This window comes from Cryobacterium sp. TMT1-19 (assembly GCF_004403055.1).
GTDB lineage: Bacteria > Actinomycetota > Actinomycetes > Actinomycetales > Microbacteriaceae > Cryobacterium > Cryobacterium sandaracinum.
This window is the reverse complement of sequence record NZ_SOHB01000058.1, coordinates 37,325-61,173: the sequence shown is the minus strand read 5'-3', so window position 1 is coordinate 61,173 and position 23,849 is coordinate 37,325. Positions and strand designations below refer to the sequence as shown.

Annotated in this window: 14 protein-coding genes; 2 read left to right on the top strand and 12 right to left on the bottom strand. The window is 69.9% G+C overall.

Annotated features, from left to right (window positions below):
• Positions 1 to 7 precede the first annotated feature (7 nt).
• On the top strand, positions 8 to 1,030 hold the full coding sequence (locus E3T40_RS14245; protein WP_233193910.1) for an asparaginase: 1,023 nt from the start codon (positions 8 to 10) through the stop codon (positions 1,028 to 1,030).
• 15 nt (positions 1,031 to 1,045) lie between these two features.
• On the opposite strand, the gene E3T40_RS14240 is transcribed toward E3T40_RS14245, so the two are convergent.
• Genes E3T40_RS14240 through E3T40_RS14225 form a run of 4 tightly spaced genes read right to left on the bottom strand, consistent with a single transcriptional unit; the run spans position 1,046 to position 5,178 of the window.
• Positions 1,046 to 1,852, bottom strand: a complete 807-nt coding sequence (locus E3T40_RS14240; protein ID WP_174720187.1) for an ABC transporter permease — start codon at positions 1,850 to 1,852, stop codon at positions 1,046 to 1,048.
• On the bottom strand, positions 1,849 to 2,763 hold the full coding sequence (locus E3T40_RS14235; protein WP_104100278.1) for an ABC transporter permease: 915 nt from the start codon (positions 2,761 to 2,763) through the stop codon (positions 1,849 to 1,851). The genes E3T40_RS14240 and E3T40_RS14235 overlap by 4 nt, the downstream gene beginning before the upstream one ends.
• A gap of 1 nt (position 2,764) precedes the next feature.
• Positions 2,765 to 3,964: an ABC transporter ATP-binding protein gene (locus E3T40_RS14230; protein ID WP_134544361.1), complete on the bottom strand. Its 1,200-nt coding sequence runs from the start codon at positions 3,962 to 3,964 to the stop codon at positions 2,765 to 2,767.
• 2 nt (positions 3,965 to 3,966) lie between these two features.
• Positions 3,967 to 5,178 carry a spermidine/putrescine ABC transporter substrate-binding protein gene (locus E3T40_RS14225; RefSeq protein ID WP_104170324.1) on the bottom strand — a complete coding sequence of 404 codons (1,212 nt, stop codon included), beginning with the start codon at positions 5,176 to 5,178 and terminating at the stop codon, positions 3,967 to 3,969.
• Positions 5,179 to 5,523: 345 nt separating this feature from the next.
• On the opposite strand from E3T40_RS14225, the gene ald reads away from it, so the two are divergent.
• On the top strand, positions 5,524 to 6,639 hold the full coding sequence (ald, locus tag E3T40_RS14220; protein WP_104170325.1) for an alanine dehydrogenase: 1,116 nt from the start codon (positions 5,524 to 5,526) through the stop codon (positions 6,637 to 6,639).
• Positions 6,640 to 6,717: 78 nt separating this feature from the next.
• Here the strand turns inward: ald and E3T40_RS14215 are convergent, their stop codons facing one another.
• The 8 genes from E3T40_RS14215 to E3T40_RS14180 form a co-directional block, all read right to left on the bottom strand.
• Entirely contained in the window at positions 6,718 to 9,723 is a 3,006-nt protein-coding gene (locus tag E3T40_RS14215) for an FtsK/SpoIIIE domain-containing protein (RefSeq protein WP_134544358.1), read from the bottom strand.
• Between the two features lie 406 nt (positions 9,724 to 10,129).
• Positions 10,130 to 10,765 carry an FHA domain-containing protein gene (locus E3T40_RS14210; protein WP_134544355.1) on the bottom strand — a complete coding sequence of 212 codons (636 nt, stop codon included), beginning with the start codon at positions 10,763 to 10,765 and terminating at the stop codon, positions 10,130 to 10,132.
• Complete coding sequence (locus tag E3T40_RS17410) at positions 10,762 to 13,176, bottom strand: transglutaminase-like domain-containing protein (RefSeq protein WP_304999549.1); 2,415 nt, start codon at positions 13,174 to 13,176, stop codon at positions 10,762 to 10,764. The genes E3T40_RS14210 and E3T40_RS17410 overlap by 4 nt, the downstream gene beginning before the upstream one ends.
• A complete protein-coding gene (locus tag E3T40_RS14200) occupies positions 13,173 to 14,546 on the bottom strand; it encodes a DUF58 domain-containing protein (RefSeq protein WP_241981791.1) in 1,374 nt (457 codons plus the stop codon). Before E3T40_RS14200 ends, E3T40_RS17410 begins: the two co-directional genes overlap by 4 nt.
• Positions 14,543 to 15,514: a MoxR family ATPase gene (locus tag E3T40_RS14195; RefSeq protein ID WP_104170329.1), complete on the bottom strand. Its 972-nt coding sequence runs from the start codon at positions 15,512 to 15,514 to the stop codon at positions 14,543 to 14,545. Before E3T40_RS14195 ends, E3T40_RS14200 begins: the two co-directional genes overlap by 4 nt.
• A gap of 21 nt (positions 15,515 to 15,535) precedes the next feature.
• On the bottom strand, positions 15,536 to 21,469 hold the full coding sequence (locus E3T40_RS14190; RefSeq protein WP_134544353.1) for an Ig-like domain-containing protein: 5,934 nt from the start codon (positions 21,467 to 21,469) through the stop codon (positions 15,536 to 15,538).
• A complete protein-coding gene (locus E3T40_RS14185) occupies positions 21,466 to 22,920 on the bottom strand; it encodes a serine/threonine-protein kinase (protein WP_104193907.1) in 1,455 nt (484 codons plus the stop codon). Before E3T40_RS14185 ends, E3T40_RS14190 begins: the two co-directional genes overlap by 4 nt.
• A gap of 118 nt (positions 22,921 to 23,038) precedes the next feature.
• Positions 23,039 to 23,845: a PP2C family serine/threonine-protein phosphatase gene (locus E3T40_RS14180; protein ID WP_104170332.1), complete on the bottom strand. Its 807-nt coding sequence runs from the start codon at positions 23,843 to 23,845 to the stop codon at positions 23,039 to 23,041.
• Positions 23,846 to 23,849 lie beyond the last annotated feature (4 nt).

Genomic DNA, 23,849 nt, shown 5'->3' with positions numbered 1-23,849 from the left:
ACACACCGTGACAACGACATTCGAGGTGCCAATCCACGCCGGGCAGACGTTCTTCGTCCCCGATGCGGTCGAACTGGCCGTGGTCGAGCGCAGCGGCTTCATCGAATCGAGGCATGCCGGCAGCGCGGTCGTGCTCACCAGCGAGGGCGCGGTTTTGCGCGCCCTCGGCGATGTGACCACCCCGATCTTCCCGCGGTCGTCGATGAAGCCCTTCCAGGCCATCGCCGTGATGGCCAGTGGGGTCACCCTGCGCGGGGAAGACGCCGCCATCGCGACCGCCAGCCACACCGGAACGCAGCGCCACGCCGACCTCGTGCGCGGGCTCCTCGCCCGCGCCGGCATCCCCGAGACGGCGCTCGCCTGCCCGGCGGCCTGGCCGGACGACTCTCCCACCCGCGACGCCCTGGTGCGACTGGGGGCCGCCAAGGCCCCGATCTACATGAACTGCTCGGGCAAGCACGCCGCGATGCTCGTGGCCTGCCAGCAGAACGGCTGGGCGCTGTCTGGATACTTGGAGCCGGCGCATCCGTTGCAGAAGCGCATTCTCGACGTGGTGGAGCGCTTCACCGGCGAGCGGCCGTCGGCGTCGGGCATCGACGGATGCGGCGCGCCGGTTCACGCGCTGTCCCTCACCGCTCTGGCACGCGGCATCGCCCGCATCGCCACGTCCAAGTCAAACTCGCCGTTCGCGATCTACCGCGAGGCCGGCTTCCTCGGCGAGGCAATACGGCAGAACGGCTGGGTCATCGCCGGACCCGGCATGCCCGACACGGTCGTGATCGACCGCCTCGGACTGTTCGTGAAGACCGGCGCGGAGGGCATCTGCGTCGCCTCCGCCGCCAACGGCACGACGGTCGCCCTCAAGATTCTCGACGGCAGCCTGCGGGCAACCGCCATCGTGGCCCTGCGTCTGCTCGCGGACTCCGGTGCGATCGCACACAGCGACGTCGAGGCCATTCTGCCCGAGCTGCACCTGATGGTGCTGGGCGGCGGGCTCCCGGTCGGGGAGATCCGCGCCAGCTACGTGTAGGGCGCGGGCCGGGAGTCAGCCCAGTTTTGCCAGCCGCTTCTCCTTGGCCGCCCGGGATACCTGGGCGGTGACCACGATCACCAGGGCGAAAATGAACACCGCCGACGCGATCACGTTCGCCTCGGCCGGGATCCCCCGGGCGGCGGACACGTAGATGTACTTGGGGAACGTGGTGACGGCGCCGGAGTTGAAGTTGGTGATGATGAAGTCATCGAAGCTCAGCGCGAAGGAGAGCAGCGCGGCCGCCAGGATGCCGGGCAGCAGGAGCGGAAAGGTGATCCGCGCGAACACCTGGGTTGCCGAGCCGTAGAGGTCCCGGCCGGCCTCCTCGAGCGCGGGGTCGAGGCTCGCGACACGCGCCTTGACCGTCACCACCACGAAGCTGATGCAGAACATAGTGTGAGCCAGGATGATCGTGGACATGTCCTTCGGCACGCCGAGCGACAGGAACTGCGCGGCCAGGCCGGCGCCGAGCACGACTTCCGGCGTGGCCATCGGCAGGAACAGGAGCAGGCTCGTCTGCGACCGGAACCGGAACCGGTACCGCACGAGGGCGATCGCGATCATGGTGCCGAGCGTGGTCGCGGCCACCGTGGCCACTACGCCGATCAGGATGCTGTTGCCGAACGCCTCGCAGACGGCGCCGTTCTGAACTTGGCACACGTTCAGCCACTTGTCGAAGGTGAACCCGCGCCAGGTGATGTTGGACTTGAGCGAGTCGTTGAACGAGAACACGAACGTGTAGACGATCGGCACCATCAGGAAGATCAGCGCCAGCACCGTGTAAAGCGGCAGCAACCACTTGCCCAGGGAGATTTTCACAGCAGCTCCTCCGTGCCCGACCGTTTGACGTAGACGCTCACGATCACCAGGATCACCGACATCAGGATGATCGACAGCGCGGCCGCCGCCGGATAATTCTGCAGCACCAGGAAGTTGGCCTCGATCACGTTACCGATCATCTGGGTGTCCGGTCCGCCGAGGAAGTCCCGGCTCGCGTTGATGTAGTCGCCGGCCGCCGGGATGAAGGTCAGCAGGGTTCCGGCCACGATGCCGGGCATCGACAGCGGGATCGTGATCTTGCGGAACACGTCGAACGGATGCGCGTAGAGGTCGCTGCCGGCCTCGAGGTAACGCAGGTCGAGCCGTTCGAGCGTCGTGTAGAGCGGCAGGGTCATGAACGGGATGAAGTTGTAGGTGAGCCCGAAGATGACGGCGAAAGCAGTGCCCGTGAAATGGGCATCCGGTGCCAGCAACGACAGAGCCTTGAGCGAGGTGATCACGAACGACTCGTCGGACAGGAGCTGCTTCCAGGCCAGGGTGCGCAGCAGGAAGCTGATGAAGAACGGGGCGATCACCAGCACCAGCATGAGGCTCTGCAGCAACGGCCAGGGCCGCGCCTTCACGCCGATGAAGTACGCCAGCGGGTAGCTGAACACCAGGGCGAGCAGCGTGGCGATCAGCGCGTAGCCGAAGGAGCGCATGATGTGCGGCCAGTAGGCCGTGATCACGTCGACGTAGTTCTCCCAGCGGAAGGCGTAGGAGTACTGGCCGACGTCGCCGAATTCCGAGGGAGCCTGGAACGACGTCAGCAGCAGCGAGACGAGGGGGGCCAGAAAGAACAGCACCAGGTAGAGGATGCCCGGCAACAGCAGGAGCAGCGCGATCGGGCTCTTCCGGCGCGGCGCCGGTTCGGGCGCGGTGGTGCTGGTGGAGAATGCCGCGAACGCCACCCTAGGCTCCCTCAAGCTCCGTGAGCAGGGAGGAGCGTTTCTGGGTCGCGATGCTCCGGGTGCTGTCGTCCGCCTCGAAACGGGGCTCCGCCGAGGCGTCGTCCTCGAGCCCGAAGCCGTGTTCGATGTTCCAGTCCAGCCAGACCTCGGACCCCTCATGGGCGACGGGGCCGAACGCCATGTTCTGCGCGAAGACGATGAGGGTGCCGACGCCGGCGACCTCGACCAGGTACTGGGTGCTGACCCCACTGAACGAGACGTCGATCACCCGGCCGGGACCCATCAGGTTGCGGGCGACGTCGGCGACGGGTTCGGTCACGTGCAGGGTCAGCTTCTCCGGGCGGACGCCGATGGTGACCTCGCCGGCGTGCCGGTGCGCGCGCGCCGCCGGAACCACGACTTTCTGGCCGGCCACGGCCACGGAGATGGCCTCGCTCGTGCTACCGACCACGGGGCCGGTGAACAGGTTCGACTGGCCGAGGAAGTTAGCGACGAACGCCGTGCGCGGCAGCTCGTAGAGTTCCTCGGGGGCGCCCATCTGCTCGATCCGGCCCTTGTTCATGACCGCGACGGTATCGGCCATGGTCATGGCCTCCTCCTGGTCGTGGGTGACGTGCAGAAACGTGAGGCCGACCTCCTCCTGGATGGTCTTCAGCTCGAGCTGCATCTGGCGCCGCAGCTTCAGGTCGAGCGCGCCGAGGGGCTCGTCGAGCAGCAGCAGGGCCGGCCGGTTGACGATCGCGCGGGCGAGGGCCACGCGCTGCTGCTGTCCGCCGGAGAGCTGTTGCGGGCGGCGGGCGGCGAGGTGGTCCAGTTCCACCAGGCGGAGCGCCTCGTGAGCCTTGGCGACCGGGTCGTCGATCCGCCGGCGGCGCAGCCCGAAGGCGACGTTCTCCAACACCGTCATGTGCGGGAAGAGGGCATAACTCTGGAACACCGTGTTGACCGGACGCTGGAAGGATTTCTGGTTCGTCACATCCGTGCCCCCGATCAGGATGCGCCCGGCCGTCGGTTCCTCGAGGCCGGCCACCAAGCGCAGGGTCGTGGTCTTGCCGCAGCCGGACGGGCCGAGCAGCGCGAAGAACGACCCCGCGGGGATCTTCAGGTCGAGATGCTCAATGGCGGTGAAGCCCGGGAACCTCTTCTGGATGCCCACCAGCTCCAGGTCGGCCCCCGCGCTGGCGAACTCTCCGTTGGCCATCCCTACGAGCCCAGCAGGATGCCCTGGAAGGCGGCGTCGTACTTTTGCTCCTCCGCGCCGGTCAGGGTGCGGAAGACGCGAGCCTTGGCCAGGGTCGTGTCGTCCGGGAAGATCAGCTGGTTGTTCGCGAGCTCGGGGTCGATCGCCATCGCGGCTTCCTTGGCGCCGGCAACGGGGGTGATGTAGTTCACGTAGGCGGCGACCTCGGCGGCGACGGCCGGGTCGTAGTAGTAGTCGATGAGTTTCTCGACATTCTTCTTGTGCGTGGAGCCGATCGGCACCAGAAAGTTGTCGTTCCAGAGGGTGCCGCCCTTGTCGGGGACCACAAACTCCCATTTGTCCCCGTTCTCGGCGTTGAGCTGCACGATGTCGCCGGACCAGACGATGGCGGCGAGGGTGTCCTCGTTGATGAGGTCTTCCTTGTACGCATTGCCCTTGATGTTGCGAACCTGGCCGTCGCCGACCTGTTTCTCCAGCACGTCGATCGCGGCGAAGAACTCGTCGTCGCCCCAGTCGCCCGCGATGTCGACACCCATGTCGAGCATGATCAGTCCCATGGTGTCGCGCATCTCGGACAGAACGCCGACCCGGCCCTTGAGGTCGGAGCTCCACAGGTCCTCGACCGAGGCGATGCCGTTCGGAAGTTTCTCCTTGTTCCAGCAGATGCCGGCGAACCCGCCCTGCCACGGCAGGCTCATCTTGCGGCCGGGGTCGAACCCGACGTCTTTCAGGGACGGGAGCAAGTTTTTCAGGTTGGGGATGTTGGCCTGGTCGAGTTCCTGGGTGTAGCCGAACCGGATCCAGCGGCCGACCATCCAGTCGGTCAGGCAAACGGTGTCGGCGCCGATGTCCTGACCGAGGGCGAGCTGGTCCTTGACCTTGCCGTAGTAGGTGTTGTTGTCGTCGACGGCCTCGGTGTACTCGACCTTGATACCGGTTTCGGCCGTGAACGCATCCAGTGTGGGGTAGTCGCCGGCGTCATCGACGTCGATGTAGAGCGCCCAGTTGTCCCAGCGCACGAGCTTGCTGCTGTCGGACTCGTCGGGGGCGGCGGTGGGCTTCGTGGCCCCTCCGGTCGAGCATGCGGCGAGCGCCAGGGCTGCGGCCCCGCCACCGGCTCCGGCGAGCAGAGCGCGGCGCCCCATCGTGGTCGCCCGGGCCTGTCGGACCAGCTGAGCGATCATGGGATCTGCGGGCAACGGCCTGGGCTTCATGGTCGGGTCTCCTTGCACTTCTCAGCGGATGAGCTCTCACAGCTTTCATTGCGAGTTGCTAGATACTTGCACAGGAGCGCCTCCTGCGCACCCAAGAGTGACCGAATCGTTAATTTTTGGTCAGATCACGCACGAAATCAGCACTCTATGGCGACACTCTCAATCGAAATGAGCTGTTCGGCGGCGGTAGGATTTCGCTCAGGCCAGAGTGGTCCACCGCCCGGAGGTCCACCGCTGAGGGTTTGAACCAATTCGACGGAGATTTTCACCATAAGGGCCGTTTTTGGCCCCAAAAACGATTTTTGAATCAAAATCTCCGTCGAATTCGTTAGACAAGGGAGCGCCATGAAGGTCGCAGTTCCGGCAGAAATCAAGAACAACGAGTTCCGGGTGGCGATCACCCCGGCCGGCGTACACGACCTCGTGGCGCACGGGCACGAGGTGTTGATCGAAACGGGGGCCGGGCTCGGCTCCGGGCTCAGCGACGAGAACTATGCGGCGGCGGGCGCGACGATCATGCCGGATGCCGCGTCAACCTGGGCCGCCGCCGACCTGCTGCTCAAGGTGAAGGAGCCCGTGGCGAGCGAGTACGGTTATTTTCGCCCCGATCTGCTGCTGTTCACCTACCTGCACCTGGCCGCGGAACCCGCCCTGACCCGTGCGCTGCTGGAGGGCGGTGTCACCTCGATCGCCTACGAGACCGTGCAGCTGCCGACGCGGGCGCTGCCGCTGCTCGCGCCGATGAGCGAGGTTGCGGGCCGCCTGGCACCCATCGTCGGCGCCAATGCGATGCTCAAGCCCAACGGCGGACCGGGCCTGCTCGTGCCCGGGGTGCCCGGAACGCATCCGGCTCGGGTCACCGTGCTCGGCGGGGGCGTGGCCGGCACGGCAGCCATGCAGGTCGCCCTCGGGCTCGGCGCCCAGGTGACCGTGCTCGACACCAACCTGTTCCGCCTGCGCGAAATCGACGCGCTGTACTACGGGCGGGTGCAGACCATCGCCTCGAACAGCTACGAGATCGACCGGGCGCTGGTGTTGTCCGACCTGGTGATCGGATCGGTCCTGATCCCCGGGGCCAGGGCCCCCAAGCTAGTCAGCAACGAGCTCGTGGCCCGGATGAAGCCGGGCAGCGTGCTCGTGGACATCGCTGTGGATCAGGGCGGCTGCTTCGCCGACTCCCACCCGACGACGCACGCCGATCCGACGTTCACTGTGCATCAGTCCCTGTTCTACTGCGTGGCGAACATGCCCGGGGCCGTGCCGAGCACCTCCACCTATGCGCTCACCAACGCCACGCTTCCCTATGTTCGGCTGATCGCGAACCGAGGCTGGAAGGACGCGCTCCGAACGGATGCCGCGCTCGCTTTCGGCCTGTCCACGGTCGGCGGCCTCATCACCAGCGGCCCGGTCGCGAGTGCGCACTCGCTGCCGCTCCGCGGTCTGGTGGACGCGCTGGCCTGATCCACGGCGGGACGGCGGCGGGGCCGGCACCGCTGAACTGTGCTGTGGGACTGTGCTGCGGGACTTCGCGGCCGGCGGCTACACGACCTGGGCCCGCAGCGTGGCCCGGTGCACGGCGCCGTCCGGGCGCAGTACCCACACCCGACCTCGGTTGGGTGCCAACGGCGGAGGCAGGTCCCGGCGTCGGCTGATGGCCCGGTAGTCGGCCAGGCTGCAGCCGTCGAAGACCAGGTCCGCGTGCGGGCGCAGGGCACCCAGCAGGGACCACTGCGCCTGCCACGCGTCCACGTCTCCGACGAAGGCGGTGCCTGATTGTGACTCACTCAGCCGGAGCGACGCGCCTGCTCGCGCGGCCTCCGCCAGCTCGCCGTGGGACACCGCGGCGAGGTCGACGACCCGCGCACCGGGAACCGTTCCCAGCACTGCGGCCGAGCAGGACGGCGAGTCCGACACGACGAGAAGGGTCTGCCCGGGCCGCCCCAGGAGTGCGGCGGCATCCGTGAGTGGCTCGATGTCCCGCTGCGCCGCGACATCCGGGATTGCACCGCTCTGCTCCGGCGCGAGGAGCTGGATGCGATGGTCCTGCCAGCTCCCGCCGCCGGGCGGAAGGCGGTCGTCGAACAGGGCAGCCACTCCTCCGGCCGCGACGTGCTCGGCGACATCGGGCAGGCGCAGCACCAGCCGTCTCTGGCACAGGGCAGGCAGGGACTGCAGCGATCCGGTGAGCCTTTGCGCGGCGATGACGATCCGCAGGCCGCCCTCCGCGCCGTCGCGGAGCAGCCCGACGAGCAGTTCGAGGGCCGCCGGACGGTGCTCCTGGTCCCAGCGGGCGTGCACGCTATCGAAGTCGTCGAGAAGCAGCAGCCGGGCAGCCGGACTCTCGCCGGCGTCGAGGCATTGGCGCGCCTTGACGAGGCAGTCCCACACCGCCTCGACGTCCGCTCCGAGCAACACGGCATCTCCAACGGGCGCGAACCCCGCCGCGACCGACGCCAGCGCCGTTGACTTGCCCGAGCGGGGACCGCCGATCACGAGCAGGCTGCCCTCGGCGATCGGCTCGTAGCGGGCCACCCGGTAGCGCTGCAGTTCCGGCTCGTCGAGCAAGCCCAGCAGACCGCCGGGCGCGGCACGAGCGTCGGGAACGGCACGGTCGTGCCCGGCCGCCACCGCGGCGCCGCCGAACGCACTCTCGTCGGCCGCCGTTCCGCCCGCGACGAGGGCGAGGAGGTCCTCGCGGCTTACCGTCTGAGGTAGCAGGTCGAGCCAGGGGCGCCGAGGGTTCGGCGCATCGGCGTCCGCGGCTGCGAGGGAGCGGATCTCGCGAGGCGAGGTCGTCGCCACCTGGCAGAGCACGGGCCCCGAGGAGTCCGCGGCGATCAGGCAGCGGCCGGCTTGGTCCGCGCCGAGGGCCGCGGCCGCATCCGTGCCCAGCACCGCCACGCTGTCGGCGCGGTTGTTCACCCGCAGCGACACCCGCAGCGTGCAGTTGGCGAGCAGGGCGTCACGCACCACACCGGTGGGCCGCTGGGTGCAGAGGATCAGGTGCACGCCCAGCGACCGGCCCCGCGCGGCTATGTCGACGAACAGAGCGTGCAGGTCGGGGAATGCGGTGAGCATGGTCGCGAATTCGTCGACCACGATCACGAGCCGCGGAAGCGCCCCGCCGGCATCCTGCCTCCGCAGGTCCACGATGTCACGCGCGCCGGCACGCCCGAGTACGCGTTCGCGATACCGCAGCTCGGCGGCCAGGCTGTCCAGCGCCCGGGCGGCCTGGTGCACGTCCAGGTCGGTGATCAGACCCACGCAGTGTGGAAGGGCGCAGAGCGGGGCGAACGCGGCCCCACCCTTGAAATCGACCAGCAGGAACGTCACCTCGTCGGGGCCGGCCGCCGCCGCCATCGCCGCCACCCAGGTCACCAGCAGTTCGCTTTTGCCGCTGCCGGTCGTGCCGCCGACGACCGCGTGCGGCCCTGCCCCGACCAGGTCGAGCGACACCTCCCCCGCTTCTCCCACCCCGATGACGCAGCGGAGGTTCGGCGATTGGGGCTGCCCATGCGGTGCCCGATTCCCGGGCTGGAAGCCGGAGAGCTCACCAAGGGCAACGGATGCGGGGACCCGCCGCGCATTCTGGACCAATCCAGCCGCCGCGGCCCGGGCGCTTAGCACGCGGGCGACCACGATCGCCTGTTCGACGGTAATCAGCTCGGGCCGGAAGCCACTTCCCCAGGCGTGCACGCTGGAGCGCAGCACCTCAGCCCGGCCGGGACCCTGCACCCGCACGATGGTGGCGCAGCCCCACGGCAACTCGGCGAGAGTCCCGGCCAGGGCGACGACCAACCCCGACCCCGGGGGTGCCCCGCCCAGGGGTGCCCCGCCCGACGGCGCCTGGCAGATCACGAGGCGGCGGGCGCAGGACTGCCCGGTGTCGTGCGGGAGGGCGACCGCCCATTCCCAACCGCGATCAGGCACGGTGAGTCCGACCTGGTCTGGAGCCAGGGAGCAGGCCAGCTGCACCAGCAGCCCGCGGGCCAGCGCCTGCCCGAGCGACAGCGGTCCGACGATGCCGATACCACCGCCGGCATCGGCGTCGATCGGTGCCTCGGTGAGCGCGGCAGCCCAGTCGCGCACGTCGCGATGCTCGTCGGGAGCGGCGCCGCCGTCGAGGCGTAGCCCGCTGGGCACCGCACCGGAGCCCAGGCTCACGTCTGCTCCCGAACCGGTCCAACGGATGGCGGCGTGCGGGGCGGCGACGATGCTGTTGGCCGAGGGCGTGCGCCGCCAGTGCGCGCGAAGCAGCTCCTCATGGCGCAGGGCCACCTCGGCCCGCAGTGTCGCCAGTGCCTGCTCCTGGTCGAGGGCGTTGGTGCGCCGGGCGCGGCGGCCCGTGCGCCGCGCGTCGAGCATGCCGGCCACGGCGATGACCGGGCCGAGCACCGCGAAGATCAGCACGAAGGCTGAGCCCGTGATCAGCCAGATCGCCCCGGCCGCGGCCAGCGGCGCCACGCTTGCGATGAGCGGGAAGCCAAGCGGCGGCAGGGCGGCAGGGCGGGTGGGGAGGGTCAGCGGGACATCGGCTCGGATCACCGCATCAGTCCATCACTCCGGAGGCAGGCGCGACCGCGCGCGCCGGCATCCGTCCCGGGATGACGGCCGGCCGGGTTGGGGAGGGGCCGGCTGAGTGAGTCCGGATCGATCGGTTGCATCGCTCACAGCGTCGAACGAATTCGACGGAGAATCTCGTTTGTAACTGCTTTTGCAAAATATTTCGGGCTGTTTTGGGCAAAATCTCCGTCGAATTCGTTCGGGTCGACTGCGTCCGCGTCGGCGTCGGCCCGGCGGCGGCAGCGGCGTCGGCTCGGCGGCGGCAGCGGCGCGGCACCGGCACCGGCACCGGGCATAACCGCCGCGGAACACTCCAATCCGCGGACCTTCAGCGCCCACGGTCATTGGGCACACTCATCTGGCCGGGGAGGGGTCAGTTGGTGAGGGACTAGTTGAGGATGAAGAACTGGTCCGCGATCTCGACCCGGGAACCACGCGGCACCAGATAGCGCCGGCCGGGTTCGCAGCGCACCGCCACCGCATCCGGGCGACGGATGATGGTGCCATTGCCCGAGTACCGGTCACTGACCCAGAACTCGCCGTCGTGCTGGCCGAACTCGAGGTGGCTCTTCGACACCGAACGGCCGAGGTCGTTGATCTGCACCAGGATGTCGACGCGTTCGGTCGGCTGGGGCAGCGGCCGGCGACCGATCAGGCCGGTGCCGAGGGCCGAGATCGTCTCCCCCGTGCTGAACTGGAGCACGAACAGGGACGCGGTAGGGGCGGGGGCGGGTTCCGGAGCCTGGAGCGGCACTGGGGCGGGAGCCTCGACCGGGGCGGACACGACCGGCACCTCGACCGGAGCCGACACGACCGGCACCTCGACCGGGGCGGACACGACCGGCACCGACACGACCGGCACCGAGATCACGGAGCGCCGACGGAGCGGCAGGATGACCGTTGTGTCGCTGGGCCGCGGGTCCGGTCGCTTCCGGGTTAGCGGGGTGGCCGTGCTCGAGCTGCCGCATTCGCCGCAGAACATGGCGCCGACGGGAAGCTGCGCACCGCAGATCAGACAGTTCATGGGCGGGCTCCTCCCGGTGCAGGGCCGCTCCCGCTCGGGGCAGTTCGGCGAACGGATGCCCCTCCAGCGTACCGACCCAGCGAACGCAACGACACGAGGGCCCGAAGCCGGTCGGTGCGCCTGCTCCCCGCGTTGAGCGAGCGACGCAGGTCGGTGACCGCGGTCCACACGTCCTCGGCGGCGGCATTGCCCGGCCGTTCCGGGGAGAACACGGCACGGTCAACGGCGACCGCCAGTGTCAGAGGTTCCGCTCCCGGCACCAGCGCGGCCAGTTCCGTGCGGGTGGCCCCCACCGGAACATCGATGCCATGGTCCACGGCGGCGTCGGTGAATTCTCGCCAGCCGCCCCGAATCCGGTCGAGCGGTGTGGACCGGGTGCGGCGCAGCTGCCGCCTGCGTGCTTTGGCCAGGGCGATCAGCAGGAGGGGCGAGATCAGCACGCCGAGACCGAGGAGCGTCCAGGCGGCGATGGTCGCCGCGGCGAGCAGGAAGACCAGCAGCGGGTTGAGCGGTTCCGGCGGGTCGTCGCTGGTGCTCTCCGGCGGGGCTGGCTCGCGCAGTTCCACCGGGTCGGGGAGGGCCGGGGGCACAACCGACTGCGGCCGGGAAACCACCGACGGGTCATCGGGGGCCCGAGCCGGGATGTCCCGCACGGCCGGGTTCGGATCGATCGTGGCCCAGCCCTCGGTGGAGGAAACCTCAATCCACGCCGAGATGTCGGAACCGACGACGGGGACCGCCTCGGCCCCGGAGGCGGCCTCGGCGCCGGCGGCCGCCTGCGGCACGAAGCCGATGACGACCCGGGCCGGGAAGCCGAGCCGGCGCGCCATCAGGGCCGCGGCCACGGCGTATTGCTCGGCGTCGCCGAGCATGGGCTGGTCGGTGAACAGCTCGCTGATGCGGTCGGCGCCGTGCCCGGACCGGCTCGCCGGTTCGTCCGGGAGGATGCCGTGGCTGATGTAACCATCCGTTTTCAGGCCGTCGAGCATGGCCTGCAGCTGCACACCGGGCGGGTCGCCGGCTTGCACGTAGCGGGCGAGCGCCTGTTCGACCTCGTCCGGCAGAACGGCGGGCGCAGGCAGCATAGCGCTGCCGGGGCGCAGGTCGGCCAGGCTGTCCGGTGACCGCGGGATGACGCCCACGCTCTGGTAACCATCGCCCCGGACCAGCCCGGTGAGCACCGCGGCCATGCCGCTGTTGTCGTTGTAATAGAAGGAGTCGGAGCGCAGGATCCGGGTGGGGCCGTTGAACGTGATGCGTTCGAGCTGGCCGGCGCCGGGCACCCAGACGCCGGTGTAGCCCTCGACGGTCACCGTGAGGGTGGCCGGGTCGCCGTCGACCAGGGACTGGTCGAGACGGTCCGGCAGCCGGGTGAAGGAGCCGGACGCGCTGCTGACCTGGTCGCTGCCGACCGAGTAGACGATTCCGTCGTAGCTGTCCAGGGTGGCCAAGCGGAGGCGGCCGCCGCTCGGGAGGCCGGTCACCTCGAGGAGCACCGCATCCGCCCGCCCGGCCTGCAGGTAACCGCGGAATTCGCTCAGCGGGCTCGGGTAGGCCCGAGGGTCGAACGGCTGCTGCACCCGAGCGCGCAGCACGTCGCGCGGCACGTCGGCCGGCAGCACGACCGCGGCCCCGGTTCCGGCGGCGATCGCCACCGCCACGATCACGGCTGCGCTGACCAGCCCGCGGGCCGCCGCGAGCCGCCGGTCGGACGACGACGCCGTGCTGCGGCGGGATTGCTGCAGGGCGAGCCGCACGCCGGAACGGCGGCGCATCCAGCGAAACCAGAGCAGCCAGAACAGGAGCACGACGAAGAGGCCGAGGCCGGTTCCGATCGGCATGGTCGCGACCGTCGGGCCCAGCACGATGCCGCTGACGAACAGGATGGCGGGGGCCAGTGTGCCGAGCTCGCCGACCGGGGCGCGGAGGGCGACCGACAGCCCGATCACGGTGCTGAGCAGCACCAGGATGAAGGCGGGCACGAGCAGCGCCTGATAGGAACCGACCGGAAGCACGATGGTGACGAGCTGTTTCCAGCTCAGCGCGGTCGCGGCGAGCAGGTCGAGCAGGCCGTCCGGGGTGGGCAGGATGCCGCGCACCGCCCGACCGGGAACGGCCAGTGGCACCCCGGCGAGTAGGTAGACCCCCACGGTGGAAAGCGCCACCAGCCAGGTGCCCCAGCGGAACAGCGCCCCCAGTATGGCGACGACGGTACCCAGCCCGAAGGTGACGCCGACCAGCACGATGAACTCGCGGCTCTGATAGGCCGGCCAGAGCGAGGCGCTCGCGATCAGGGTCGCCAGGAGCAGCCCGACGGTGTTGCCGACGATGAAGCGCCAGTCCAGACGGATGCCGCGGACCGCCATCCCGCCTCGGCGCGCGCCGCCCGTCCTCATCCCTCGCGCGCTCATGCCGCCTTCGTTCGGGCGAGACTGTGCTGCAGGTCGTCGAGGTAGCCGATGGTGAGCACGCTCAGCTCGGCCACGCGGCGGAGGCTGGGGACGGTCTCCGGGGCGCAGATCACGGCGACCACGTCGACGCCGGCCGGGAAACGGCTGGCGGCCGTGCGCACCTGGGTGAGGGTGGTGGCCGACCCACACACCAGGAAGGCCACCGAGATGCCGGCCACGGTGTCCGCTGCGGCCCTGGCCAGCTCGCTGACCGGCAGGGCGGCCAGGGAGCGTTCCACGCCGCTGAGATCGTCGAGCAGCCGGGTGCGGGTGAGGGTGCTCAGCGGACGGAGTCCCGGCATCCGTCGTCGGCTGGAGTCCGGCGGCACCGCACTGGCGACAACGGAGACCGTGCGCGCGTCGCGGATGGCCCGCACCCCCAGGCTGCCGGCGACGCTGACGGCCATCTCGAATTCGTCCTCGCCGGCATAGTCGGACTGCGCCAGGCTGAGAGCGACCATGAGGTGGCTGCGGCGGGATTCCTCGAACTGGCGCACCATGTAGCGGCCGGTCTTCGCGGTGCTCTTCCAGTGGATGGTGCGCCGCTCATCCCCGGGCACGTATTCGCGCAGCGCGTGGAACGAGACGTCGCTGTTGGTCAGGTCACGGGTGGGATTGCCCTCAAGGTCGCGGATGAAGCCCGTGCTCATGCTCGGGATCGAGACCGTGCGCGGGTGCACGAACAGCGAGACCTGTTCGGCCCAGACGATCTCCCGGCGCAGTAGCCCGATCGGGTCGGCGCGCGCCGTCCGCACCGGACCGATCGGGATCACGCCGCGTCTGCGGGTCGGCACGATGAAGACGTCCGAGAAGTCCTCGCCGCGGGCGAGGCTCGGCATCGAGAATTCGGCCAGCCCGGAGCCGACCGGCACCTCGACGCCCACGCCCGGCAACCTCCGGCGGGTCGGGTTCCGCACGCTCACCTGGCCGGGCACCCGCTCCCCCACGACCACCCGATCCACGGGCAGGTGCAGGTGGATCTCGAACGCGTTCCGACCGATCAGGAAACAGGATGCCGCCACCAGGAGCACGAGCCCGGCCCAGCCGATCACGATCAGCTCGGTCCAGCCCAGCGCATAGCCGAACAGGAACGAGACCCCCACGACCGCCAGGACGGCCCAGCCGAGCGGGGTGACCACGGACAAGACCGCACGCAGGGCGCCGGCGACACGAGCACCGCATTCCAACCCGAACCGGACTCCCGCCGCGACGAAGTCGGCCAGCCGGCCGTCACCGGAGACTGCGACCGGCGAAGTAGCGGGCGGCGCGGGCGCGAGCAGCGCAGGCGCGGTAGCTGTGCCTGCGCCCGGACCCGGCACGATCTGCGTCACGCAGCCTGCCTGTCGCTGGGCGGCGGAGTCTCGATCAGCACCCGGGCGATCACACTGGAGGCGGTGACGCCGTCGAATTCGGCTTCGGGGTCGAGCACGAGCCGGTGCGCGAGCACGGCGTCAGCCAGCTCCTTGATGTCGTCGGGCACCACGTAGTGGCGGCCGTTCGCGGCGGCGAGGGTCTTCGCGGTGCGGATCAGCGCGAGCGCCCCGCGCACGCTGACGCCCAGACGTACCTCGGAGCTCGTGCGGGTGCCGTCGATCAGTCGCGCCACGTAGTCGTTGATGGTGGCGTCGACGTAGACGGTGCGGGCCAGGGCGGCGAGTTCGACGACGGTCGCCGCGGACACCACCGGAGGCACGGTCACCTCGTGCGCGCGCTGCCCGGCACCTTCGAGGATGCGAATGGTCGAGGCGTGGTCCGGGTAGCCGATGGAGGCCTTCATGATGAATCGGTCCAACTGCGCCTCGGGTAGCCGGTATGTGCCGGCCTGCTCGATCGGGTTCTGGGTGGCGATCACCATGAACGGGGCCGCCACCGGGTGGGTGACGCCGTCGGCGGTGATCTGACCCTCCTCCATCACCTCGAGCAGCGCGGCCTGGGTCTTCGGGCTGGCCCGGTTGATCTCGTCGGCCAGCACGATGTTGGCGAAGACCGGCCCGCGGTGGAATTCGAACGCCCCGCTGCGCTGGTCGTAGATGCTCACTCCGGTGATGTCGCCTGGCAGCAGGTCGGGGGTGAACTGCACCCGGTTGCTGGTACCGCGCACGCTCTGTGCGATGGCGCGCGCGAGCGAGGTCTTGCCGGTGCCGGGCACATCCTCGAGCAGCAGGTGTCCGCCGCTGAGAAGCGCGGTGAACGACATCCGGATGACGTGGTGCTTGCCCAGCAGCACCTGCTCGACCCCGGTCACCAGTCGGTCGAAAACGTCGGCGAACTGGGCCGCCTGCTCCGCGGTCATCGTCATGGGGTGATCACTTTCGTTGGTTCACGGCGCATAGGTATAGGTCTGATTATTCACGGTCAGCGCCAGAAGCACGGCGCCGGCCGGCGGGGGCGGCGCGTCGGTGCCGAACCTGCAGGTGTTCGGGGAGTCGGCATCCCGCGGGGTCACCGTGGCGTCGCCGGGCACCGAGCAGCTGTAGGCGGCGGGAAGGCCGTTGTTCTGAGGCCCGTTGGTCCAGCTGATGACTCCGGTGGCCGGGTCGTAGGCAAGCCCGGTCACGGTGAAGCTGACGGAGGCCTCGGGCGCGGTCAGCGTGCCCGACCACGGCCCGCACGAGCCCCAGTCGGTACAGGCCGAAACCTGATAACGCACAATCTCACCGAACGGGAGACTCAGAAGTTCGCGCGGCCAGCCGGCCCCGCTGAAGACGACCTCGGATCTCGGAACGAACCCGCCGGAGCCGTCGACCGCGCGCAGCCGGTAGTCCCGGATGCCCGCACTCGGGTTGATCCCGTCGACGCGCAGATCCCAGGCATCGCCCCGCGCCGCCATGGTGCTCTGCACATCGGTGACCGGTCCGGGCGCCGGGCGCACGAGAACGCTCGCCACCGCCGTCGGGGCGCAGCCGGCCTTGTTGTACCCCCAGACGGCGAAGTAGTAGCGGCCGTTGTCCGCGAGGAGGCTGTCGAACACGGTGCTGTTCGCGTCGCCGCCGAGCGCCTTCTGCTGGGCGACGATGCCGCCCTCTGTCGGTGGCTGAAGCTCCCCCGACGCGGACACCGTGCACGCCTGCGCACCCGTCGGAACCTGATCTTCGCGCAGCCGCTGCACGAAGTAGCCGCCGATGAGGGCGCCGCGGCCGTCAAACCCGTCCCACGTCACGGTCACCGCTCCGGCGGCGTCGGCCGCGCTGGCCGTGATCGCGCCGGCGCGGGCCGGGCCGAACGGCGTCGCACTCCCGGCCGCGCTGTTCCAACCGGCCAGGGCCGGGTAGGCGTCGTTGCGGGCGCTGACCGTGAAGGGGGTGTTCACGCCGTTGACGAGGCCCATCACGTCGACGGAGCAGGTTCCCGCCGCGCAACTCGATCCGGAAGCGCTGACCTCCTCCTGGACGGCGCCGTTCCGGGTCACCACATAGCCGCGAATCGCCGTCCCGCCGCCCACCGGGGCAACCGTGTTCCAGCGCAGGCGCAGCCCGCCGTCGAGCGGCTCCGCAACCAGGCCGGTCGGCGCGGTCGGCACCGAGTCGGACCAGACCCGATCGGACAGCATGGTCGCCTCGGACAGCCCGATCCCGTTCTGCGCGGCGACCGACACACGCAGAGCATTGCCCTGGCCGTTGCCGGGCGTCGCGACCTGGCAGGAGGTCGCTGAGCAGAGCGAGGTGGACAGCACGGCCCCCGACGCGGCGTCGAGGAGGGAAATCTGATACCCGGTGATCGCCGAGTTGTTGAAGGCCCCGGCGTTGAACGAGAAGGACAGGCCCCGATCGAAGAAGCCGGTGACGCGCAGGCTGGACACCGGGTCGGGTTTGTCCTGCACCGAGATGCGCACGGTGCCCCAGGCGTAGCGGGCAGGGTCGTTCGTCGCGTCGGCCACCTGGTACTGCAGGGTCAGGTCGGTCGGCGCGGCGTCCGAGGACACCCGGACCGACAGCCGGCTTCGGTCCGTGCTGGGCGTGATACTCACCCCGGCCGGAACGGCGCCGCCGTCCAGGCCGCGCACCGCGAGCACGCGCAGCGGCACGGACGGGAACGGGTTGGTGGCGCCGTCGTTCGCGAGCACGTCGATGACGGTCGTGCGACCGCGGGGAGCGACCGCGGCATCCGTCACGGGGATGGCGACGGGTCGCATTGACGCGACCACGCGCAGGTCGATCCGGCCGGCTCGGCCCTCCTGAACGCCGTCGCGCACGCCGATCGTGATCGTGCTCCGCGCGCCCTTCGGGGTGGATTCCGTGGCGCGCAGGGTGAGCGTCTGCCCGTCGAGCGCGTAGCTGAAACCGGTCGGAAGCGGGTCGAGCACGGTGTACGCCAGCTCAGGTTGGTCGTTCGGATACGGGTAACTGGTGAGTCGGGTCAGGTCGATGACCTTCTCCTGGTCGGGCTCGAACTCGAGCACCGCTCCATTGAAACCGGGCGGCTGATTCTCGCGGGGCGTGACCTCGATGGGCAGCACGATGGTCGCCGTGCGCCCATCCGGGTCTTCAGGCCCCGAACCGTCGGTGACCTCGAACGAAATGGACGCCGGCCCGAAGTATTTGTCGGTGCTCGTGAACGCGAGGCCGGTGTCGTTCCGGGCCAGGTCGGCCCCGTCCGAATGCGTCGCCCGCACGAGGCTGCGGTCGGTGAGGCGCACCTTTTTTCCGCCGACCGCGACGACGTAGTCGTTGATGTCGATGGAGAGCAGCGCCTCGCTCTGCACGGTCAGCGGCGGGGCACCGCGGCGCACCTGGGGTAGGGCGTCGTCGGTCCCGGGAACCCAGATGAACGCGTAGGACACGATGCTCGCGTCCTCCGGGTGCGTCACCGCGAACGGGATGATCTGGCTGGTCGAGCCCACCGTGACCCGGATGCGCCGGGCCGGCGTCACCTCGGCGATTCCCGAGAAACGCTCGGGCACCGTCAGAGCCAATGCGGTGGCCGGCCCCTCCGCGAAGAAGACGTTGGCCAGCACGTCGACGTCGACGGTCCGGGCCTCGAGCACGTCTGACAGCGGCACGTGGGTGTCGCGTGCATCCGGACGCGAGCGCGGGGCGTCCTCGCGGACCACGACCGTGAGGAAGGTGGAACTCGTTCCGCCCCGCACGTTCTGGATTTCATAGATGAAGCCGTAGCGGCCCGGTGTCACGGGTGAGGTCACGGCCACGGTGTCGCCGTCGACGACGGCGGTGCCCGAGTCGGCCTCGCCGCTCGCCTGGCCGCTCGCCTCCACGCCGGTGATGCTCAGGGTGCCGCCGTCGGGGTCGGAGTCGTTGCCGAGCACCCGCACGGCAATCGTACTGCCGGGGCGCACCACGACTTCGTCCGGAGTGGCGACCGGGTTGCGGGCGCCGTCGAGGCGCGGGCTGATCCCCACCCGCACGGTGCCGACGGCCCGGGCCCCGAGCGCGTCGACCACCGAGTAACTGAACGTGTCCGTGCCGGCCGAGTACTCCCCGGCCGTGTAGTCGAGCGAGTCCACGCCTGTGACCGTGACCGACCCCTTCTCCGGACTGGTCTCCTGGCCGACCAGTTGCACGGAATCGCCGTCGGGGTCGATGCCGGACAGCGGGATCGGGATGCTCACCGTGTCCCCGGCGAGCACGCGGGCCGTCACGGTTTTCGGCACGGGGGCGCTGTTCGAGGTGGGATCGGCTTCCCGCACCGCGATGCTGACCTCGGCGTTCGCGAACTGGCCGTCCGGGGCGTTCACTCGGTAGACGGCGGTGACGTTGCCGGCCGTGTCCGGCGCCAGGAACCGCAGCACCCGGCCCGAGACGAAGAGCAGACCGCCGCCGGCGGGCAGTTCGGTCGCGAGCTCCGGCGCCAGGGTGAGGGTGTCGCCCTCGGGATGCTCGTCATTCGCGAGCACGGGGATGTCGATGGCGTCGCCGACGCGCACGGAGATCGAGTCCGGCACGGCGATCGGGGCCTGCTTCTGGGCCGGCGGCGGGATCTCGATCACGGTCACCGTGCCCGCGGCGTCGGCGAGGCCGTTGCTGACCCGGTAGCCGAACACGGCCGTGCCGCCCTCGAGGGGTTTGGTCAGGGTCACGCGCAGGATGCGCTGGTCGAGGATCTCGATTCGAAGTCCGCTGTCGGCGGGGACATCCGTGATACCCGTCACCAAAAGTACCCCACCGGCCGGATCGGAGTCCGTGGCGAGCACGTCCACGAGGGTGGCCTGCTGGCCGCGGATGAAGGCGGTGTGCGGCACGGTGACGGGGGCGCTGCTGGCGTCGGGCGCGGCCGTCACGTTGACGCGGATGCGTCCGGTGGCGGTGAGTTCGCCATCCGTCACCGCGTACTCGATCTCGTGCACCCCCACCACGCTGCTCTGCAACCGGAAGGTGCCGGCGTCGAAGTCCGCGGTGATGTTCACCTCGGGTTTGGCCGGCACGCTGCTCAGGCGCAGCGGCGCCGATCCGCCGCGCACATGCTCCAGCGGCGACACGGCCACCTCGCTGCCGGCGGTCGCAAGCACCACGAACGCCTCGGCGACGATGGGCACCGAGCCGCTCGGCCGCACCATCACCGAGAGCGCGCCGGCCCCGCCGGCACGGCCGTCGGAGACGGTGAGGCCCACCGTTTTCGCGCCCCCGCCCGCGCCGGCATCCGTGTAGACGACGGACCCGGCCGGCGTGAAGCTGATCTGGTCCGGTGCGGGCGCGGTCGCCGCCGCCAGATAGAACGGGTCGCCGTCCGGGTCGACCCAGTCGCCCAGCACCGCCGTGGTCACCCGTCCATTGGCGCGCACCGTGGTGTTCGTCGTGCGGGCCTGCACGGGTGCGGCGTTCTCCTCGGGGGAGCGCACCGCGACCGTGACCGTGGCCGAGGCGCTCCCGCCGCGCCCGTCGTCGATGATGTAGTCGAAGCTCAGTGATCCGGATGCCTCCGGCGTGAGGGTCAGCTGCACCTGCTGAGTGTCCGCCACGAGCTCGAGCCGCCCGGCCGACTCGGGCACGGGGGTGAGCGCCGAGATCACCAGCACGTCGCCGTTGGGGTCGAAGTCGTTGAGCAGCACGGGCAGGGTGACGGTGCGTCCCGGCCGGCCGCCGAAAGCGTCGTCGACAGCGACGGGTGGCACCTGGGACTTCTCGAACTCCGGCGGGGTGTCGTCAGCCGCCTGCTCGACCTGCTGCTGATCGGGGTCGGTGTCGATCAGTTCGGCCCAGTTGTCGATCAGTTCGTTGCCCTGCTGCACTGCCCAGGTCGTGCCGTTGCGGGCGTCGTTCAGCACGAGTCCGGTTCCGTTCCGGCGGAAGGCCAGCCGGGCGTCCCCGGCGACGCCGGACAGGGTGGCGGTGGCGCCGTCGCTTCCGGCGCCGCCCTCCGCGCCGGCCGCCGCGCAGTCGCGCCAGACGGTGCCGTCCGACCAGGCGGCATGGGCGCAGTAGGCGTCCTGTACGGGCGCGGCGGCGTCCCCGCTCCGGCCGGTGACGAGCGGAGTCAGGCGTCCGCCGGCACGGGGCACCGCAATGAGCCCCTCACGGTGGGCGATGAGAACGCGGTCGCCCGTCACGCTCGGCTCCGACAGGACGGGCTCATCCCCGGAACGGATGCTCCCGGACAGGTCTTCAACCCCCTCCGCCTGGAACAGTCGCCGGCTCGACGCGTTGAGCAGCGCCCACCGGCCGTCGACGCTGGTCAGCTGATAGCGGTCATCCTTTTCGCCGGCCGTGAGCGTGACCGTGCTGGTAATGGTGTCCGCGGTGAGCAGGTCGACCTGGGAGAGTTCCCCCGTCGCCGGCGTGAAGGCGAACAGCACGCCGGCCTCGTCGAGGCTGACCACGGAGCCGGCACCGAAGGCCAGCGTCGGCTCGGTGGTGCTGTCGAACTCGGACAGCTGGCTCGCGGCCACGCTCCAGACGTCGCCGTTCGCGGTGACCACCGCGCGGTCGCCGGCCAAGAAGACCGAGGCAGCGTCCGGCGGCAGGGCCACGCTGTCGGCCACCTCCGCAGTCGCGGGGTCGAGGATGTCGAGGGCGCTGTTGCCACGGTCCAGCACCAGCACGGTGGCGCCCCGTTGCACCACGTCGAGGCTGGTGCTTCCGGCGCTGACCACCGTGTTCAGTTCGAAGACGGCCGTATTGGCTCGCCCGACGACCTGGCGGGCCTCGTTACTCACCCAGACGGCCGCGTCTCCGAGGTCGAGGCGCTGCGCGGTGTATCCACCGGAGGCGATGGCCACGGTGGCAATGACGGCCACGACCACGGTGCCGCTGAGCGCGGTGGCGAAGAGCGAGCGGTGGCGGGCGAGCCAGCGACGGATCACCCGGCGCCGCCGGACGCGCCCGGAAGGCGGGTGTCGACGCATTTTTCCCCGCTCGGAGCGCCGAGCTTGCCGTCCCGGTTGACCGTGACGGTCGCACAGACCCGAGATTGTCCCTGCGGGTCGACCCGGAATTCCGTTCCCCGCTGGATGCTGCTCTGACCGCTGCGCAGGGTCACCACGAAGGTGTCGCCGTCCCGGACCCCGGGGTCGGCCCAGCTGAACACGATGGTTCCAGAGCGGAGCGCGCCATCCACATCACTGACCAGAGGGATGCCGGTGCCGGCCTGGGTCACCAGCACGGTCGCCGCCGTGGTCGCGAGTCCCACGATGATCACCGCCGCAGACACGAGTCCCCATACCGTGAGCGTGCGCCTCCGCTTCTTGGGCCGGGTGGTCACAGTGTCCCCCTGCGGGCCGGTGGTCAGCTGCCCGGTACTCAGCAGTGCCGAGGTCGCCGAGCGCGTGCCGAGGCCGGTTGGCGACGCCTTCCGGCGGCGGCGGCCGGCGTAGGCGTCGACTGAGTTGATGCCCGTGATCCGGGTCCGGTCCTCCTGGTCGGCGAGGGCAGCGACGGCCCAGCCGTCCTGCTCCACCTCGAGGGGCGTCTGCGCGAGACCGAGTTCGGCCTCCACCGATTGAAGCTCTCGGATGAGTTCCAGCACGCTCGGCTGCCGCAGTTCCGGCCGCCGCGACATCGAGCGATTCAGGATGGCGCCGAGCCGGGCCGGCACGTCGGCGCGGTCGAGCGGCGGCACGCGGGCCTTGTTGATGCGGGCCATCATCTGGGCCGAACCGTTCTCGGTACCGGCCACTTCGAACGGGGACATACCGACCAGGAGCGAGTAGAGGGTGGCGCCGAGCGACCACACCTCCGAGGCGACCGACCCGGAGATCTCGCCGAGCAGCACCTCAGGGGCCGACCACGGAATGGAGAGCCCGATGGCGTCGCTCCTCTCGGCCTCGCCGAGGGTGGCGGCGATCCCGAAGTCCGACAGCACCGGGTGCCCATACGCGGTGACCAGGATGTTGGACGGCTTCAGGTCCCGGTGGAGCACCCCGGACCGGTGCGCGGTCTCGACGGCGCTCGCTATCTTCACACCGATCCGCAGGGTATCCGGCACCGAGAGCGGTTCAAAGCGGTAGCGCTGGCTGAGGGTCGAGGAGCAGTACTCCATGACGAGATACGGTCGTCCGTCCGCGGAGACGCTCGCCTGGAAAACCGTGAGAATCGACGGATGCGAGCTCAGCTGGGCCATCAGGTTGGCCTCGGCCTGGAACAGCTGGCGCACGTGGTCGTTGACGATCTCGGACAGGAGTACCTTGACCGCGACCTGGCGCCTGGGCATGTTCTGCTCGTAGAGGAACACGTCGGCGAAACCGCCGGATCCGAGCGGACGGAGATAGGAGAATCCCGGCAGGTTCGGCGGCGTGGAGGGTAAGCGCCGTGCCATGTCGCCTCCCGGTGTCATCATCAGTGCGGGTCGTGCGTGAATAGGCGCATATCGACCGGGTGACTCGACAGGCGCTCCCTAATTTTAGGTGTCTCGCTGCCGGACGGGCGGTAGAAAGCTACCCCAACTCTGGGGGTACGACATCGCTGACGGTGATCACGTCGAGCACGATCACCGTGACGTTGTCGCGGCCGCCGTTGTCGAGCGCGGCTTCCAAGAGAGCCCTGGCCGCGTCATCCGCCCGAGGGTTGGAGATCAAGAAATGACGGATGCCGTATGCCGTCAGCTCCTTGGTCAGGCCGTCGGAGCAGATCAGGAGCCGCATCCCGGCCTGGAGGGGGCGGATGCGATAGTCGGGCACGGGTGGTTCGTGGAAGCCCACGGCGCGGGTGACGATGTTGCCGTGCGGGTGCACATCCGCTTCGTCCCTGGTGATCCGGCCCGCGTCCACGAGTTCCTGGACCACGGAGTGGTCGGTGGTGACCTGCTCCAGCACGCCGGAGGTGAGCTGGTACACCCGGGAGTCGCCGATGTTGAACACGATCCACTGCGGCTCGCCGGAGACGACGGCCAGCGCGGCGCCCGTCACGGTCGTTCCGGTGCCAAGGTCGGTCACACCCTCGCCCGAGGCCATGTCGACGACGGAACGGCTGAGCGCGTCGTTGATCGCCTCCGCTTCGACGTGGTCCGTTCCGGCGAGCTCGGCCAGCCGGGTCACGACGGCGGCGCTGGCGACGTCGCCGGCGGAGTGACCGCCCATGCCGTCGGCGACCGCGAAGACGGGAATTTCGGCGACGAGGCTGTCTTCGTTGATCTGGCGGCGGTGCCCGGTGTCGGTGATCGCCGCCCAGGCCAGCGTCACGGTTTTCTGCACCGACGGAAGTACGACGATGGAACCGGTTGAGCCTTGACCAATCTGGGTCACGGTT

Coding starts and splice junctions, on each gene's coding strand:
- E3T40_RS14230 (WP_134544361.1), bottom strand. CDS start 3,964: ATGGCCAACGGAGAGTTCGCCAGCGCGGGGGCCGACCTGGAGCTGGTG.
- E3T40_RS17410 (WP_304999549.1), bottom strand. CDS start 13,176: ATGAGCGCGCGAGGGATGAGGACGGGCGGCGCGCGCCGAGGCGGGATG.
- E3T40_RS14185 (WP_104193907.1), bottom strand. CDS start 22,920: ATGGCACGGCGCTTACCCTCCACGCCGCCGAACCTGCCGGGATTCTCC.
- E3T40_RS14195 (WP_104170329.1), bottom strand. CDS start 15,514: ATGACGATGACCGCGGAGCAGGCGGCCCAGTTCGCCGACGTTTTCGAC.
- ald (WP_104170325.1), top strand. CDS start 5,524: ATGAAGGTCGCAGTTCCGGCAGAAATCAAGAACAACGAGTTCCGGGTG.
- E3T40_RS14225 (WP_104170324.1), bottom strand. CDS start 5,178: ATGAAGCCCAGGCCGTTGCCCGCAGATCCCATGATCGCTCAGCTGGTC.
- E3T40_RS14210 (WP_134544355.1), bottom strand. CDS start 10,765: ATGAACTGTCTGATCTGCGGTGCGCAGCTTCCCGTCGGCGCCATGTTC.